The organism is Heliomicrobium sulfidophilum (assembly GCF_057715735.1).
In genome coordinates this window covers 684,988-699,099 of record NZ_JBVTZZ010000004.1, presented here as the reverse complement: position 1 = coordinate 699,099, position 14,112 = coordinate 684,988, and the positions used below count along the sequence as shown (strand labels likewise).

Genomic DNA, 14,112 nt, shown 5'->3' with positions numbered 1-14,112 from the left:
CTCGGGTGGAACCCGAGGCTTTTTCATGGAGATTGCAGTAACCATTATCACCCGTACACTGAACATTATCCAGCCAATCTACGGAAACATTTACACTAGGTATCGCTCAGATGATATATTTCCTCGTCAATTCCATTAACGCACGAATGTTTTCCATGTTTTTGCTGTAACGCGAAGAATCAACTACTCGATTCTTTTCATCGAAGTATTTTCCGGTCACTGACGCTGCTTCCGGGGAAGTCGCTAAGTAGGTGTACGTCCCGGCCATTTCCTCCGGGGATATGGAAAACTTGCTTTTGATCGAATAGATGAACTTCATCGTCTTTGATAAGTTGGGATATCTTCGGATGTCGATTTTCACGTTGGTGACCCGGACGCAGTTCACGGTGATGCGCGTATCTTTCAATTGATCAGCGAGCCAATAGGTATACATCACCTGGGCCAGCTTTGACTGATAATAGGCCTTTTCCACACTGAAATTTCCTTTTTTGAATTCCGGGTCATCGAAGTGAATCGTTAAAAAGGGGTGTAAGGTTAAGCCTTGGGAAGCGACGGTGATGATGCGGCCTTGTTCGCTTCTTTTTAAATCATCGAGCAACAGGTCGGTCAGCAGGACCGGACCGATATGATTTGTGGCCCATACGGTTTCGATGTTCTCTTCCGAAAACAGGGGTTTTTTCCTGCTGATATCAAAGTCAGCGGCGTTATGAATGAGCACATCCAACCGATCGCATGTCGACTTGAATGTTGCGACGGCCGCCTTGATGGAGCGTTGGGAGCTCATGTCTACTACCAACAGGTCTACATCGTGGCTATGGCTTTTCTCTCGGATTTCTTCTAATGCCGCCCGGCCTCGTTCTTCGTCTCGGCAACCGATCAAAACGTTCATTCCGATTTTCGCCAGTTGAATGGCTGCCGCTTTACCGATCCCGGAATTTCCGCCGGTGATGATGCACCGTTTCTTGGGCACGCGTTGTCCTCCTCAATCTCACCGAAAACAGACGATGCTGATCCAGTAAACATGAAACCGTCAGATAAGCCGCCACGACGAACAAAGAGATCGTCAGACCCCCAATGGAACGGTTCCGTCCCCGCCTTTGGGAGCAGCACTCCTATCAGCCGGTTATTCATGAGAAGTATCATGCGCGTAAGAGGAGAATGGCATACCTCAAGAGCCAACTGCCAATGATGATTCTGCCTTTCGTTACTGCACCGGCCTAGAGAGTGCGACCAACTTCCCTGGCGTAACTAGAATTGGTAACGGTATGTTATTTTAGGCGCGCTAATTCAACAAGCGTGACCATGCCTGGCAGTGTAACAATGAGTGATTAGTTAAATTATTTATATGCCATTGTATTCCTTCATCAAAAGCTATACAATGCTGTTAAGGGTAGTTGTCAGGGGAGATAGGGAGATGTTTTGAACGGAGATTACAGAAGTAAGATTCAATAAAGTTAACCTCAAGGGTTCCGTCAAAGCATTCGTCTCTATAACGATTGACGACTCATTTGCAGTTCACGAGATCAAAGTGATCGAAGGAAAAAAGGGAATCTTTATCGCCATGCCAAGCCAAGTCTTGCCCGATGGGACGTACCAAGACATCGCCCACCCGATATCCAAGGAGGCTCGTGATCATCTCTCAAAGGTAGTGCTGGAGGCTTTTCATTCTATGGTAGTGGAAATCGAATCGATAAAATAATGCACGAGCGACCTTTACTCAATGGGTGAGGTCGCTTTTGTTATGTTCACAAGAGAGTGCTATGATAGCGTTTTTTTGCGGCAATACTTCCTTAGGAGTTTATTGGGAATTTAATTATCACTATTTCTGGGCTTTTCCAGTCACGTGTTCGACTTCTATTTTCACGACCTGTGTCTTTTCTCCCGATTGTTCGATGTACTTTTTGCCGTTTTCGATATAATCAAAGGAATATTTTTTAACGAGCGACAATAACCCATGCGCTTTCTCTTGATCATGGACGACCTTCGCTATTCCAAAGACAATGACGCTTTCGTAGTTGGTGTCAAATGACTTCACTAACAGTTCTGTGTCGCCAACGACACAAAAGGAAACCTTGCTCTCGTTTTGGATATTGTCAAGTTTATGGCCCTTTAGGGCGGAATGTAAATAAATGCAGCCGTTCTCGTACGCATAATTCAACGGCACGCCATAGGGATATCCGTCTGGGCCTACCGTAGAAAGAATCCCGTATTCCCCTTTTTTAAGGATCTCTAGGCAATCTTCGGAAGATAGTTGCTTATCGCTTCGACGCATTTCAGTGAACAAGGTTGCTCATCCCTTTCCAATCATATAGAAAATTATAACATAAGGGCTAAGAGTGATCTGCAAGGAGGATCATCGTGGAAGCACAAAATGTGTCTTACACTACAGCGGCGGTTCGTTCTTTATTGTAGCTTTTTGGGCGTTACCAATTATCTCTCTTCTTGGCGAGGCAGGTGGCTTAATGGTTCGCAAAATAATCCTAAAGGGCAGCAATATTGTCTATGTCGGAATTTTCTACATATGAAGTAGAATGATTGTAATAGTAATTGCGTGAGGGGGCTAATCAATGGTGTTTCAAGAGCTCGCCTCTGAAGGATGCAATGTGAGCCATATGGTGAACCACTTGAGCATCGATCAGTTCGACAGATATGCCAGGCTTTGGATCTTCAAATGCGATATTACCATGAAGAAAAGGATGCCCAAATCAGCCTTTACGAGACACTTCTACCAGTTGTGGAGCAAAGCGAAGAAGATCGATGAAAACACCTTCGAGCAGTTGCTCTACATTATTAAAGGCGTGGCAGCCGCCGAAAGCTACTCGGAACGAAGCAGCGCAGGGTAAAAACGAGGGGCGACACATCGTGGAAAGTACGTTGTGTCGCCTTTTTCTTGGCTTTATTGGCGAGTGCGGCCCGATCGGAGCAGCGTCATATAAAACCGGGTTTGTAGTCGTCACAGGGAGCCGTCTTAAAGGGATTGAAAGCAATTTTTGAAATCGATGAAAGCAATCGGATTGTATTCTGATATGATCTTGCCGGACTCACGCAGGTCGTAGCCACCGAGGGATTCTACCTCCTGGCGAAACTCTTCAGACTGCAAGATGGCGATGATTGTGGACAGACATTCATCGTCCGGTGAAAAGTTCAGCAGCAGGTCATATTGTTCTTGAGCAACGGCGATGAAGTCCAAGTTAAGCGCTTGCGCCGCCGCCTGCACGCCGAGGCCGGCGTCGGCAGTGCCGGCGGAAACGGAGGCGGCCACCGCCATGTGGGTGCCCACTTCTTTATCATAACCGGCGATGGCGGTGGGGGAGATCCCTGCTTTGGCGAGTTCATAATCGAGCAGCATCCGCGTTCCTGAACCGCGCTGCCGATTGACGTAGGTAAGCTCCGGCCGGGCGAGGTCGCTTAACTGGGTGATGCCTTTCGGGTTGCCCGGTGGGACGATCAAGCCCTGTTCGCGCATGGCGAGATGGACGAGACAGCCTTTTAGATCGGGCAGATACTTTTTCACGAATGGAACGTTATAACGGCCCGAATGCTCGTCCAGCAGGTGGATGCCGGCGATATGGGCTTCATTGTTGCGTATGGCCATGATGCCACCCATGCTGCCTACGTTGGCGCAGGAGAGGGCGACATTTTCCAACCGCCGCCGCAGGTGCAGACCTAGCAGTTCCAGGGCCAGATCGTGGCTACCGACAGCCAGGATGGTCCGGGCCGGCTTGTGCTTGCGCAACAACGTGACCGGCATGGAAAAGCCGGCAGGGAGGCCGGTGCTGCCGCGGTCGAGGCGAATGACGCCTTGCGCCTTGGTTAACGACGAGATCATCCCGGCGCCCCGGCTCAAGGGCGCCGCGATTCGGTTGCCCTGCATATCGCCGATGGAGACGCGGATATACTCCTCCATGCCGATCGTTGATGCAACCGCCTTTGCCAGGTTTGCCGCCACCTGGGGCGTTTCCTGCGAGGGTAGTTTTTGCCTGGCCAGGAGGATGTCCCGGACGAACAGTTCTGCTGTCAGCATGGCCGAGACGGGATAACCGGGCAAACCGATCACCGGCTTGCCCTGACAGATGGCCAGGACCACCGGCTTGCCCGGTTTGATGGCGACACCGTGGACGAGAACTTCGCCGATGGCGCCCAGAACATGGGCGGTGTAATCTTCCCGGCCGGCTGATGTGCCCGCATTGATGATCACCATATCGCTTTCGGCCAAGCTCTCCAACAGGGCGTGCTCGATGGCCTCGCGGTTGTCTTTGACGATGGGCTTCCGGAGCGGTTCGCCGCCCCATTCGGTCACTGCTGCCGCGAGCATGTGGGAATTGACGTCCAAGATGGAGCCCGGTTGCAGTTCCTCCCGGGTCGCTACGATCTCGTCGCCGGTGGGAATCACGGCGACTTTCGGTTTTTTGACGACATCTACCGTTTCCAATCCGGCTGCCAGCAAGGCGGCAATGTCCACCGGTGCAATGACATGATGTTCCGGGATGACCAGCTCGCCGGCCACGATGTCTTCGCCGATGATCCGCACATGCTGCCAGGGGGCGGCGGCGGCGATGATCTCCGCCATGCCGCCGGCGATATGGACGTCTTCGATCATGATCACGGCGTTCGTTCCAGCCGGCATTGCATCGCCCGTATCGACGACATAGCAGCCCCCCGGGGTGAAGGGGCTGTGAGGTGGCAATAATGTCAACTTCTTCGGGGCCGTCTCCTGAGCGCCGAAGGTATCTGGGGCATAGACGGCGATGCCATCCATGGCCGACCCGTTGTAGTGGGGCACCGATTGCTTTGCGTAGACCGTGCTGGCAGTTACACGTCCAAGCGAGGCCGTAACCGGCAGGCCTTCCACAGGCAGGCGCTCGAAATAGCCCCTTTCACTCAGGCTTTTTCGCCACATCGATTGCGCTTCATCTCGCTGCAGGCAGTTCAGGTATGCTTTGTTCTTCACTCAGGCCTGCCTCCTTCATCGGCGTCGTTGAGCAAGAGAACCTCGACCATTTCCCCTTCATAAACACCGCTTTTGTCGGAGGGGATGTGCATGATGCCGTCTGACTCGGCCATCAGCCGGATCAGACCCGACTTGCCGAAAATCGGCGCCGCCTGATAGCCGCCGCCTGCCTGCCGGTTCAACCGGACGCCGACAAAATCGTCCCGGCCGGGCGAGGAGGCTACGTTGCGGGTGAGACAGGCCGGGACGCTCCGTCGCGCAAAGCTCTCTTTTTGGCCGGAGAGAAGGCGTACAGCAGGCTTGACCAACTGCTCACTGACGGTCATCGCTGCCACGGGATGTCCCGGCAATCCGAAGATGGGCGTCCCGTTGACCATGCCAAAGATGGTCGGCTTTCCCGGTTTGATGGCGATGCCGTGAAAGAGCACACCGGGAGCGCCGAGACCGTCGATGGCCTTGACGGTGAAATCGCGGGCGCCCACAGAACTGCCGCCGGAAATGATCACAATCTGACAATTCTTCACCGCTTCGGCCAAGGCGCCGTAGAATTTTTCATAACTGTCCCGGACGATGCCCATGCGCAATACGCGGCAACCCCATTCGGTGAACAGCGCGCCCAACGCGTAGGAGTTGACATCGCGGATTTGTCCCGCCTTGACGGGCACATCGATATCGACCAGTTCGTCGCCGGTGGAAATAATGGCGACTTTCACAGGTTGGCGCACCGGCACATGGGTGATGCCGCTTGCGGCGAGGACACCGATGTGAGCCGGTGTGATTTTTTGTCCTTTATGGAGGATAATCGAACCGGAGGTGATGTCTTCGCCTTTGACGACTACATTTTCCCCTGGGGCGATCATCTTGGCGATCAGCAGGGAATGGGGATCTGGCTGCTCGGCATACTCGAGCATCACCACAGCATCGGCGCCGGCTGGCAGCATGCCGCCTGTCGGGATCGCCGCAGCTTGTCCGGAGGCTATTTCAATGCCAGTCGATTCCCCCATGAGCACCTCGCCAACGACGGTGAACAGCGAAGGCGCCGCTTCACTGGCGCCGAAGGTGTCAGCGCTACGCACGGCAAAACCGTCGACGGTTGAACGGCTGAAAGGGGGGAGGTTCTCGGCGGATACAACATCCTCTGCCGCCACTCGCCCCAAGGCATCCACGAGAGGGACTTGTTCAAGAGCGACGACACTGCCGGTCAGTTCTTTGACGATCATGTCTTGCGCTTCTAAAAGGGGGATGCAATGGAAGAAATCCATGGTCGATTCCTCTTTTCTGTGCAGGGTTGCATGGCTCAGGATTGCATGGCTAAGTCGTCAATGGATAAAGATGTTGTTAATTTCGAGAAAAGCAGTGCGATCCCTGCTCCTATTGTTCGCTTTGTCGGCAAGCGTCGACGGGTCGTTGCTCGCTCCACTTTCCGTGATATAATTTTGCAAACGAGAGGAGTGAAATCATGGAAGCTTCCAAGCAAACGGTCCGTAAGAAGTTTGACGACAACGCCCGGCGCTATGACAGCCAACGGAAGCAATTGATCCCCTGTTTCGATGATTTCTACGGCATCGCCGTCTCGATCGCCGAGACGGAAAAGGAAGCGCCGAAGATCCTCGACATCGGCGCGGGAACAGGCTTGCTCGCCTCTTTCATTTTAGAGAAATACCCGAATGCCACCATCACGCTGATTGATTTATCGGAGAAAATGCTGGACTTAGCGAAGGAGCGCTTTGGCGATAATCCCAATGTGACCTATCTCGTCGGCGACTATTCGAAATACCCTTTTTCCGAGAAGTTTGACCTTGTCATTTCATCCCTGTCGATTCATCACCTGACCGATCTCGAAAAACAAGCTATGTACCGGACGGCTTACTCCATCCTGAACGAGCGGGGGGTATTCGTCAACGCCGATCAGGTGCTCGGAAGCACTCCCTATCTCGATCAGATGTATGTCGCCGATTGGAAGGGAAAAGTGGAGTCCAGCGGGCTGAGTGATGAAGCGATCAAAGCGGCGTACGAAAGGCTGAAGTTGGACATCTTCGCGCCTTTGGACGATCAGTTGAATTGGTTGAGGCAAGCCGGTTTTGCCGAAGTCGACTGCGTGTATAAGTATTTTAATTTTGTTGTGCTCTTAGGCAGAAAGGATACGATGGCTGTTTAAGACTGCCGATACTTTTCAACAATTGATTCAGAATCAAACAACAAGGCTGAGTCCGCCTGTAATGGGTGAGACTTGGCCTTTTGCGTTTTTGTTCATGTTTGTGAGTTGGGGATGGAAGGACAAAAGGTTCGAACAAAAAACTCGATAAACTTTTTAAAAACGTGCAGGAAAACACATAAACGAACAGAATATATCACCATGAGGCTTGTGGTTACTTTCCTTTGGTTTTCGGGTTGAACCGCAAGAACTGGAGTATTCGACCCGTCAGAAGAGAGGGTGAACGATGTTACCTGCTGAACGGCGTAAGCGCATCCTTGAAATCATTAAAAAAGAAGAGAAGGTTGAGATTGAGCCATTGGCAGCCGAACTGGGCGTATCGCCGATGACGGTTCGTCGTGACCTGAATCTGCTGGAACAGCAGGGGCTGGTCGAGCGGACCCATGGCGGAGCGCTGCCGGTGGGGAGCCTGCTGCAGGAGGCCACCTACCAGACGAAGCAGGCGGCTCATATGGAGGCCAAGCGCCGCATTGCCGCTGAGGCGCTATCGCTTATCCGGGAAGGACAGGTCATCCTCCTCGACGCCGGAACGACCACCTTGGAGATCGCGCGGCAACTGAAGGGCTTCTCCGACCTGACGGTGATCACCAACGACCTCAAGATCGCCATGGAACTCTTTGATGTGGATGGCATCACCCTCTACTGCACTGGCGGGCGGGTGCAGAAGAACCTGGGCAGTCTGATCGGACCGCCGACACTGCAATTCATGGAGAGCATCCGTGTCGACATCACCTTTTTGGCCGCCTCTTCCATCGATGTCGTTTGGGGGATTACAACACCCATCATGGAGAAGGCGCAGATCAAGCGGCGCATGATGGCCGTGGCGGAACAGGTGGTGCTTGTGGCCGACCACAGCAAATTTGGCAACAAGGCTTTTTGTCAGATCGCGCGCCTGGAAGAGGTGGACCTGTTGATCGCCGACGACGGCCTAGCGCCGGACACGGTCCGACAGTTGCAGGAACTGGGCCTAGAGACGCGTGTTGTCTGAGAACAGGTCGATGGTTAACGAACGAGCCATTTCAACCCCGAAAGAAGGATGTTTATGAGCAACGTGGTCATCATCGCCGACGATTTGACCGGAGCCAATGCCACTGGTGTCCTCCTAGCCCGCAAAGGCTACAAGACGGCCACTTTTTTGCATCTCCCGCAGGATCCGCCCGAAAACGGTAATCGCTTTGATGTCATCTCCGTCACGACCGACAGCCGGGCCGTGGCTCCCGAGGAGGCCTACCGTCGCGTGGCGGAAGCCGCCAGGGCAATGTTGGGAAACAAACCGGGCTTGTTCACGAAACGCATCGACAGCACCCTGCGCGGAAATCTCGGGCCGGAGATAGACGCCATGCTGGATGTGCTCGGGCCGGACAGCCTGGCTGTAGTCGTCGCCGCCTTTCCGTCCTCCGGTAGGATCACCGTCGGCGGCTATCTCCTCGTCCACTCGATTCCCCTCGAACAAACTGATGTGGCCCGTGATCCAAAGACGCCTGTCCATCAGACCCTTGTCGCCGATATCGTCGCTGCCCAATCGAAGCATTCTGTGGGATTTATCCCCTTGGCCACAGTATTGCAGGGCAGCACTGCCGTGATGGAAGCCCTCGGAGCGCAAAAAGAGGCGGGCAAACGTATCGTTGTCATGGACGCCGCCACCAAAAAGGATCTGGACACCATCGCCCACGGGGCGTACCTCTCAGGACTATCCATCGTCGCCGTTGATCCCGGCCCTTTCACAGAAGCGCTTGCCGCTTACGTGCTGCCAAAGCCCAAGCAGGGGAGAGGGAAGAAAGTGCTGATGGTGGTCGGCAGCGTCACTGCCTTGACACGCCAGCAGTTGAACGCTGTTGAAAACACCTATTCCACCCGTTTTACCACCGTCAATGTCCTTGCCTTGATCGACCCTTGGCGTAACGCCGAGGAGATCGAACGGGTTTCCGGTGACGTGCTGGACTACCTTGATGATTACCAGGTGCTTGGCGTGCGCACCGTCGAAGAGGCGGGCCAAGTCCTCGACCTCGCTTCGGTCGCCGCGGCATGCATGATCAGCGAAGAGGAAATCGCCTCGCGCATCGCTGACGGTTTGGCAGCGATAGCTCGCCGGATCCTCCAAGTCAGCCACGGGGAGGTGGGAGGCTTGTACACCAGCGGCGGCGATGTGACCGTGGCCGTCTGCCAAGCCTTGGCGGCGAGCGGCGTCGAGGTCAAGGATGAAGTTGTCCCCTTGGCCGCTTATGGGAGGCTCATCGGCGGCGCATTCAATCAGACGCCAATCATCACCAAAGGAGGATTGGTGGGCAACAGCAACGCCGCCTGCACCTGTGTCGATTATCTGTTGACGAAGATCTCCAACGAAATCTATCCAGCCGAGTAAGGAGAGAGTCTTATGCAACGACCGATCATTGCGATCCCCATGGGCGACCCTGCCGGCGTCGGTCCGGAAATCGTCGTCAAGGCCTTGGCCAACGAAGAGATGTACAGGATCGCCCGTCCGCTTATCATCGGTGACGCCAGTGTCGTCCGTCAAGCAATGGCCTATTGCGATCTTGAACTGGCGGTGCACACCGTCCCCGATCCGGAGATGGGAAAATACGAGACCGGCGCCATCGACCTCATCGATCTGGCCAATGTTGAAGTGAAACAACTGAAAATGGGCGCTGTCCAAGCCATGGCAGGCAAAGCTGCTTACGAATGCATCGAAAAGTCGGTGTCCCTGGCTATGGCCGGCCTGGTCGACGCTATCGCCACGACCCCCATCAACAAAGAAGCCTTGAAAGCAGCCGGCATCCCCCATATCGGTCACACAGAGATCCTCGGCCACCTGTCCGGCGCCAACGATCCCTTGACCATGTTCCAGGTCTTTGAACTGCGCGTCTTTTTCCTGAGCCGCCACGTTTCGCTGCGCAAAGCTTGCGACATGGTGACGACCGAACGCACCCTTGACTACCTCGTCCGTTGTACCGAGGCTCTTCGGCGACTCGGTGTGGACAACCCCAAATTCGCCGTGGCCGGTCTCAATCCCCACAGCGGGGAACACGGCCTCTTCGGCGATGAGGAGGACGAGCAGATCGCGCCGGCCATCGCGGCCGCCCGCGAGCGGGGCATCAATGCCGTCGGTCCTGTCCCGGCCGACTCGGTCTTTCATTTCGGCCTCAAGGGCGCCTATGACGCCATCCTTTCCCTCTATCATGACCAGGGGCATATTGCCACCAAAATGGTCGATTTCGAACGGACCGTCGCTGTCACGAACGGACTGCCCTTCCTGCGGACCTCCGTCGATCACGGCACCGCCTTCGACATCGCCGGCTCCGGCAAAGCGAGCAGCGTCAGTATGGAAGAAGCCATTAAGCTGGCTGTCCGGTACGCTCCCAGCTTCCGCCGCTCCTAGCGGTCAGATGAATACGAACGTGCCGTCCCCAACGGAAAACGCGTTGGGGGAGGAAGCTCCGGGAGATCTCATGCCAAACAATGCACTAATCACCACTTTTTCAAAAAAAGGAGGCGCAACACATCATGCAACCTGCAGCCGCCACTGTATCCGGCTCCCAAATGCTCATCGGGCTCGCTCTCGGCGTCTTTCTGCTCATCTTTCTTGTCTTGCGCACCAAGGTCCATGCTTTTCTCGCGCTGATCATCGCCGCCTCTGTCACCGGCATCGTCGGCGGGATGGCCACACCGGCTGTGGCCAAGTCGATCTCCAATGGTTTTGGCAGCACGCTGGGGAGCATCGGCATCGTCATCGGCTTTGGCGTCATGATGGGACGCATCTTGGAGGTTTCCGGCGCCGCTGAGAAAATGGCTTACACCTTCCTCAAGTACCTCGGTAAGAGAAAAGAGGAATGGGCCCTGGCCTTGACCGGATACGTCGTCTCCATCCCTATCTTTGTCGACTCCGGCTTTGTCATCCTCATGCCCCTCGTCAAAGCTTTATCCCGGAAAACGAAAAAATCGGCCGTCTCCCTCGGTGTCGCCTTGGCTGTCGGTCTCGTCGCCACTCACCATCTTGTCCCGCCCACACCGGGTCCCCTCGGCACCGCCGGTATCTTCAAAGCCGATCTGGGCGCCATGATCCTGTGGGGGATCGTATTCGCCATCCCCGTCCTGATCACCGGCGTACTCTACGCCAAATGGCTGGGCAACCGCATCTACCAACTGCCCGACGAAACAGGCATGAGTTGGGAACGCCCTCAAATCCAGGCGGCCTATGACGATTGGATGCAATCAAAAGAACAGAAAAAGCTCCCCTCGGCTGCCATCTCTTTTGCGCCGATTGTCGTTCCGGTTCTGCTGATTCTAGCTAACACGGTCCTATCGGCCATGAAAGTGACTGGTCCCATCGCCGAGACCTTCATCTTCTTGGGCACCCCCATTATCGCTACGGCTATCGCACTGCTCATCTCTATTTACGGTCTTGCCGGCAAGGATGACAAAAAAGATGTGCTCAAGCGCATGGAGGAAGGCGTCACCTCGGCTGGCATCATCATCCTCGTCACCGGCGGCGGCGGCGCCCTCGGTCAAGTCCTCCGCGACAGCGGCGCTGGCGATTATCTGGCAAAACTGATCGCCGGAACGGCGTTGCCGGCCATCTTGCTTCCCTTCGTCATCGCCACCTTGGTGCGCCTGATCCAGGGCAGCGGCACCGTGGCCATGATCACCGCCGCCTCTATCAGCGCCCCGATCCTGGCGAATCTTGGCGTCAACCCGGTTTTTGCGGCTCAATCGGCTTCTATGGGCGCCTTCGTATTCTCCTATTTCAATGACAGCTTGTACTGGGTTGTTAACCGCATGCTCGGTATCGAAGACACGAAGGAACAGTTGAAAGTCTGGTCCGTGCCGACGACTATCGCCTGGGCCACATCGTTGGTGACGCTGCTGATCGCCAACGCCCTCTTCGGTTGATCAAGCAGCGAAGGAAAAATGATTCTAAGCTACCGAATTGGAAAACCCGCCTGCTGCGCAGCAGGCGGGTTTTTCAATCACCTAGGTGAAAGCGACATCTTTCAGCCTTAACCCCCGTAACCGTAACCGAAACCGAAACCGGTGCCGAGGATGGCGATGATGATGATCAAGATGGCCAGGGCGACGATGCTATTGCCGAAGTAATAGCCGCCGGTCCCGCAACCGCAAGAGTTGCCCATAAAAGGAACCCCCTTTCATCGAAGATCGTTCATAGAAAGATTAGTCGCCGCCGTAACCGAAGCCGACGATATGGGGATAGAAGGCGCCGATGATGATCAGAGCGATGACAAGACCGGCCACGACCCCAAAACCGGAACCGAAGAAGCCGTAAGAACCACCCATCCGAAACGACCTCCTTTCGTGGTTTCTACCAATAGGTTATGGCAAACTCTGGAATCGGTTACTGATGGTGTCTTCGTCGGCGCTAAAACAGAGCATGAAAATGCCGTCTGAAGTCAACGCGCTTCAGACGGCATTTAATTGTTTCGGTTTATAACAATGCTCGCAGGATAGCTTCCAGTTCGGCTTGTGTCGCTCGCCGGGGATTGGTGAGGCCGCAGACATCCTGCAATGCGTTTGCCGCCAGGGTGGGGATATGGCGTTCGTCGAATCCTTTCAGTTCACCAAGACGCGTCGGCAGCTTCAAGGCCTGTTGCAGGCGGCGGATCGCGCCGATGGACGCCAGACCAGCCTCCATCGGCGGGAGAGTCGCCGTCGCCGCACCCATCGCCTCGGCGATGCGGGCGAATTTAGCTTGGGCCGCCGGCAGGTTGTAGGCGCAGACTGCTGGCAACAGGAGGGCGTTGCAAAGACCGTGCGGCAGGTTGTAGAAACCGCCCAATTGGTGGGCCAGGGCATGGACGTAACCGAGGCTGGCGCTGTTGAAGGCGATCCCCGCCAGGTATTCGGCATAGGTCATCATCACTCGCGCCTGCATGTCGTTGCCGTTATAGAAGGCCTGAGGCAAGTAGCCGGCGATCAGTTCGATCGCTTTCAGCGCCTTGCAGTCGGTCACCGGCGTCGACTGGGTCGACACATAAGCTTCAATGGCATGGGTCAAAGCGTCCATCCCGGTGGCTGCCGTCAGCCCCGGCGGCATGCCGGTCATCAGAGCAGCGTCGTTGACAGCGATCATCGGCGTCACATGCCAGTCGTCGATGGCCATCTTGATGTGGCGCTTCTCATCGGTGATGACACAGAAGCGGGTCACCTCACTGCCTGTCCCAGCGGTCGTGTTGATGGCCACGAGGGGCGCTGCGGGGTGCTTCGATTTGTTTGATCCCACATAGTCGGTGATCTGGCCGCCGTTTGTAGCCAGCAGGGCGATGGCCTTGGCGCAATCGTGGGGGGAGCCGCCGCCGAAGGAAACGAGGAAATCACAAGCATTGTCCCGGTACAACTGCAAACCCTGCTCCACATTTTCCACGGTGGGGTTGGGTTTGACCTCCGTATAGAGGAGATAGCCGATACTCAGGTTGTCCAGAACGCTGGTCAGCTTGTTCACCAACCCCGTGTCGGCCAGCACCCGGTCGCTGATGACCAGGGCCTTGCGCACGCGCATGGGTTGGATGTACTCGGCGATCTCATCGAGGCAGTTGACGCCGACGAGGCTGACCGGCGGCATGAAATAGCGGTATACCTGTTTATTCAATTTTCCGTCTTCCTTTCCGCCGCTCGGCATCGTTTTAAATGATTTTGTTATAATCTTCACATTCTTTGCGAAGCTCCCTTTTTCCTATCCGAAGAGAGAGGTGGGCAAGAAAGAGCGCCAATGGTGCAAGAAATGAACATGATGGTCGTCCTCGTTCAAAATAAAACTTTCATGATCCGTGGGTTCACAAGCTGTTTTTGCTTCCCGCCTTTTTTGTTCTTGCCGTTAGCCTCTTTTACCCCGCGTTCTATCTGATCTCCAATCTCAACCGAGAGTTAAAGCAAACGCCTCATCTTTGGTTGCATTGTCCGCAACCGGTTTGGATGCTTCTATCGGCAAAGTTGCTTC

14 protein-coding genes are annotated in these 14,112 nt (G+C 54.9%); 7 read left to right on the top strand and 7 right to left on the bottom strand.

Annotation, left to right across the window (positions count from 1 at the left end; all coding sequences use genetic code 11):
• Window positions 1-106: 106 nt before the first annotated feature.
• Window positions 107-970 (bottom strand): SDR family NAD(P)-dependent oxidoreductase, encoded by an 864-nt coding sequence (locus AC0CW1_RS05050; protein ID WP_488181957.1) that lies wholly within the window; start codon window positions 968-970, stop codon window positions 107-109.
• 459 nt (window positions 971-1,429) lie between these two features.
• On the opposite strand from AC0CW1_RS05050, the gene AC0CW1_RS05045 reads away from it, so the two are divergent.
• A complete protein-coding gene (locus AC0CW1_RS05045) occupies window positions 1,430-1,699 on the top strand; it encodes a septation protein SpoVG family protein (RefSeq protein ID WP_488182121.1) in 270 nt (89 codons plus the stop codon).
• A gap of 120 nt (window positions 1,700-1,819) precedes the next feature.
• Here AC0CW1_RS05045 and AC0CW1_RS05040 read toward each other — a convergent pair whose 3' ends face one another.
• Window positions 1,820-2,284, bottom strand: coding sequence for a pyridoxamine 5'-phosphate oxidase family protein (locus AC0CW1_RS05040; RefSeq protein WP_488181956.1), 465 nt, complete (start codon window positions 2,282-2,284; stop codon window positions 1,820-1,822).
• 283 nt (window positions 2,285-2,567) lie between these two features.
• Between AC0CW1_RS05040 and AC0CW1_RS05035 the strand changes: the two genes are divergently transcribed.
• Window positions 2,568-2,843: a hypothetical protein gene (locus AC0CW1_RS05035; protein WP_488181955.1), complete on the top strand. Its 276-nt coding sequence runs from the start codon at window positions 2,568-2,570 to the stop codon at window positions 2,841-2,843.
• Window positions 2,844-2,968: 125 nt separating this feature from the next.
• On the opposite strand, the gene AC0CW1_RS05030 is transcribed toward AC0CW1_RS05035, so the two are convergent.
• Together AC0CW1_RS05030 and AC0CW1_RS05025 are read right to left on the bottom strand one after the other, a co-directional pair.
• The gene (locus AC0CW1_RS05030; protein WP_488181954.1) at window positions 2,969-4,951 is read right to left on the bottom strand and encodes a molybdopterin biosynthesis protein; all 1,983 of its coding nucleotides are present in this window, start codon (window positions 4,949-4,951) and stop codon (window positions 2,969-2,971) included.
• The gene (locus AC0CW1_RS05025; protein WP_488181953.1) at window positions 4,948-6,213 is read right to left on the bottom strand and encodes a molybdopterin molybdotransferase MoeA; all 1,266 of its coding nucleotides are present in this window, start codon (window positions 6,211-6,213) and stop codon (window positions 4,948-4,950) included. The genes AC0CW1_RS05030 and AC0CW1_RS05025 overlap by 4 nt, the downstream gene beginning before the upstream one ends.
• Before the next feature lie 197 nt (window positions 6,214-6,410).
• Between AC0CW1_RS05025 and AC0CW1_RS05020 the strand changes: the two genes are divergently transcribed.
• The 5 genes from AC0CW1_RS05020 to AC0CW1_RS05000 all read left to right on the top strand — a co-directional run bounded on the left by AC0CW1_RS05020 (window position 6,411) and on the right by AC0CW1_RS05000 (window position 12,053).
• Entirely contained in the window at window positions 6,411-7,109 is a 699-nt protein-coding gene (locus AC0CW1_RS05020) for a class I SAM-dependent methyltransferase (protein ID WP_488181952.1), read from the top strand.
• Window positions 7,110-7,392: 283 nt separating this feature from the next.
• Window positions 7,393-8,154: a DeoR/GlpR family DNA-binding transcription regulator gene (locus AC0CW1_RS05015; protein ID WP_488181951.1), complete on the top strand. Its 762-nt coding sequence runs from the start codon at window positions 7,393-7,395 to the stop codon at window positions 8,152-8,154.
• Between the two features lie 54 nt (window positions 8,155-8,208).
• Window positions 8,209-9,528 (top strand): D-erythronate kinase, encoded by a 1,320-nt coding sequence (gene denK, locus AC0CW1_RS05010; RefSeq protein WP_488181950.1) that lies wholly within the window; start codon window positions 8,209-8,211, stop codon window positions 9,526-9,528.
• Between the two features lie 12 nt (window positions 9,529-9,540).
• Entirely contained in the window at window positions 9,541-10,542 is a 1,002-nt protein-coding gene (pdxA, locus tag AC0CW1_RS05005) for a 4-hydroxythreonine-4-phosphate dehydrogenase PdxA (RefSeq protein WP_488181949.1), read from the top strand.
• A 125-nt stretch (window positions 10,543-10,667) separates the two neighbouring features.
• On the top strand, window positions 10,668-12,053 hold the full coding sequence (locus AC0CW1_RS05000) for a GntP family permease (protein WP_488181948.1): 1,386 nt from the start codon (window positions 10,668-10,670) through the stop codon (window positions 12,051-12,053).
• A 107-nt stretch (window positions 12,054-12,160) separates the two neighbouring features.
• Here AC0CW1_RS05000 and AC0CW1_RS04995 read toward each other — a convergent pair whose 3' ends face one another.
• The 3 genes from AC0CW1_RS04995 to AC0CW1_RS04985 all read right to left on the bottom strand — a co-directional run bounded on the left by AC0CW1_RS04995 (window position 12,161) and on the right by AC0CW1_RS04985 (window position 13,794).
• The gene (locus tag AC0CW1_RS04995; protein WP_488181947.1) at window positions 12,161-12,292 is read right to left on the bottom strand and encodes a hypothetical protein; all 132 of its coding nucleotides are present in this window, start codon (window positions 12,290-12,292) and stop codon (window positions 12,161-12,163) included.
• A gap of 40 nt (window positions 12,293-12,332) precedes the next feature.
• Window positions 12,333-12,455, bottom strand: a complete 123-nt coding sequence (locus tag AC0CW1_RS04990) for a hypothetical protein (RefSeq protein ID WP_488181946.1) — start codon at window positions 12,453-12,455, stop codon at window positions 12,333-12,335.
• A gap of 148 nt (window positions 12,456-12,603) precedes the next feature.
• Entirely contained in the window at window positions 12,604-13,794 is a 1,191-nt protein-coding gene (locus AC0CW1_RS04985) for an iron-containing alcohol dehydrogenase (protein ID WP_488182120.1), read from the bottom strand.
• Window positions 13,795-14,112 lie beyond the last annotated feature (318 nt).

Bases quoted from the DNA above. Each gene is read 5' to 3' on its own strand.
- AC0CW1_RS05035 (WP_488181955.1), top strand. From the start codon at position 2,568: ATGGTGTTTCAAGAGCTCGCCTCTGAAGGATGCAATGTGAGCCATATG.
- AC0CW1_RS05025 (WP_488181953.1), bottom strand. From the start codon at position 6,213: ATGGATTTCTTCCATTGCATCCCCCTTTTAGAAGCGCAAGACATGATC.
- AC0CW1_RS05020 (WP_488181952.1), top strand. From the start codon at position 6,411: ATGGAAGCTTCCAAGCAAACGGTCCGTAAGAAGTTTGACGACAACGCC.
- AC0CW1_RS05015 (WP_488181951.1), top strand. From the start codon at position 7,393: ATGTTACCTGCTGAACGGCGTAAGCGCATCCTTGAAATCATTAAAAAA.
- denK (WP_488181950.1), top strand. From the start codon at position 8,209: ATGAGCAACGTGGTCATCATCGCCGACGATTTGACCGGAGCCAATGCC.
- pdxA (WP_488181949.1), top strand. From the start codon at position 9,541: ATGCAACGACCGATCATTGCGATCCCCATGGGCGACCCTGCCGGCGTC.
- AC0CW1_RS05000 (WP_488181948.1), top strand. From the start codon at position 10,668: ATGCAACCTGCAGCCGCCACTGTATCCGGCTCCCAAATGCTCATCGGG.
- AC0CW1_RS04995 (WP_488181947.1), bottom strand. From the start codon at position 12,292: ATGGGCAACTCTTGCGGTTGCGGGACCGGCGGCTATTACTTCGGCAAT.
- AC0CW1_RS04990 (WP_488181946.1), bottom strand. From the start codon at position 12,455: ATGGGTGGTTCTTACGGCTTCTTCGGTTCCGGTTTTGGGGTCGTGGCC.
- AC0CW1_RS04985 (WP_488182120.1), bottom strand. From the start codon at position 13,794: ATGCCGAGCGGCGGAAAGGAAGACGGAAAATTGAATAAACAGGTATAC.